The sequence below is a fragment of the Holospora undulata HU1 genome, assembly GCF_000388175.3.
GTDB classification, from domain to species: domain Bacteria; phylum Pseudomonadota; class Alphaproteobacteria; order Holosporales; family Holosporaceae; genus Holospora; species Holospora undulata_A.
Map to the genome: position 1 here is coordinate 1 of NZ_ARPM03000199.1, position 1,465 is coordinate 1,465.

Annotated in this window: 2 protein-coding genes; both read right to left on the reverse strand. The window is 37.0% G+C overall.

The genetic code is table 11. The features are described 5' to 3' along the window. Positions 1 to 133: 133 nt before the first annotated feature. Entirely contained in the window at positions 134 to 880 is a 747-nt protein-coding gene (locus tag K737_RS06160; protein WP_006297123.1) for a JAB domain-containing protein, read from the reverse strand. A gap of 302 nt (positions 881 to 1,182) precedes the next feature. Next, entirely contained in the window at positions 1,183 to 1,392 is a 210-nt protein-coding gene (locus tag K737_RS11270; RefSeq protein ID WP_006289698.1) for a hypothetical protein, read from the reverse strand. Between the last annotated feature and the right edge of the window lie 73 nt (positions 1,393 to 1,465).

Sequence of the window (1,465 nt, forward strand, 5' to 3'; positions counted from 1 at the left end):
TAAATTTCAATGCTCTATTTGATGCTATTTCGTGGTTCTTTAAAATATCTAATTCAACCTAGATTACTATATAATTAAAGAAAAACAATGTATTGTTCCAAGATCTAATATTGGGAAGGATTTTGGAAGGATTTTATTCTTCTCTAGCGGCGGCTTTTTCTTGGTGTTCTGAGGTATTGTGAAGGCTAATAGGAGAGTTCCCTAGATACCCTTCTTCTCGAAAAGAAAAAGCAGCATATTTTCCTATAATAATATGATCCAAAATACGAACTTGAAAAGGAAGCAATGCCGCTTCTAGTGCTCTGGTGAGTTCTATATCTGCTTTAGAAGGATATGGATCTCCGGAAGGATGATTATGGATTAAGACAATGTTTGAAACATTCAGTTCCAAACAGCGCCCCATTAAAGTTCTAGGGTATAAGGCAACTTCGTCTAATGTGCCTGTTTGTAGAGTTTCCTCTTGAATCAATTCGTATTTTTTATTTAAAAAGAATATGCGAAATTCTTCCTTAGGCAAGTGCCCCATAGAAAGATAAGCGTAGTCAATAACCTTATCGATATTGTTTAATACGGGAGCTTGACGAATCTCCCTAATCAAAATACGACGAAAAAGCTCATGAAAGCACACTATACCCCAGTGGCTGAAAAGCTCTGACCTAAAGAACACTCCCCATAAAGAGCGATGAAGTTCTAAAAGCTTTTTTGCGAAAGGTTTGGTGTCTTTTCGCGGATATAACAACCCCAAAAATAGCTCTAAAAGCTCATAATCCGGTAAAGCTTGGGGAGCTTTTAAAAAGCGCTCTTTTAACCGTTGGCGATGCCCAAGATATAATGGCTTTTCTTTTTTCAAAGTGTGTTGGGAGTGGGTATCAGATTCCATAGAAAAGAAGAGAGTGAATTCCCGAGTACGAGAAAATTATCTCGTTTTTTTAAAGAAACGTAAATAGATGAAGTGTTTACCTTAAATTTGAGCTTTCTCTACAACACATGGAAGAACTTTTATTTTCAAAGATTTTTAAAAAATAGTGGGGAATAGGGAATAACGATTTAAATTAATAGTTGTTTAATGGTGTTAAGAACCTATCTTCACAGTTAAGCCAACCGACGAATCAGTAGCATTGAATGGGGGATCATAACGTCGTGTTTTTCCGATTGAACGTCTATTTCATACTCCTTGGCTAATCACCTAAAATGATTTAGCCAGTCAATCAAATGTTCTCTTCCCCCCCTTTCGCTAAAATTGCCCAATCTGGCCGTAATACGTGCCGAAATTTCTAAGGTCTTTTTCAACATGTTTTGAACAAACTCTTCAAACGTTTTACAAAAACCAGTATCTGCGCATACGCCTTTAATCGATAGATATTTTACACCCGCCTTGTCAAAACCTTGCATCTCGCAACAGTATCATGTGTAGTTGCTGCGTGAGCCTTCACATGAAAAATATGTACTAGGGTATCCGTGACAC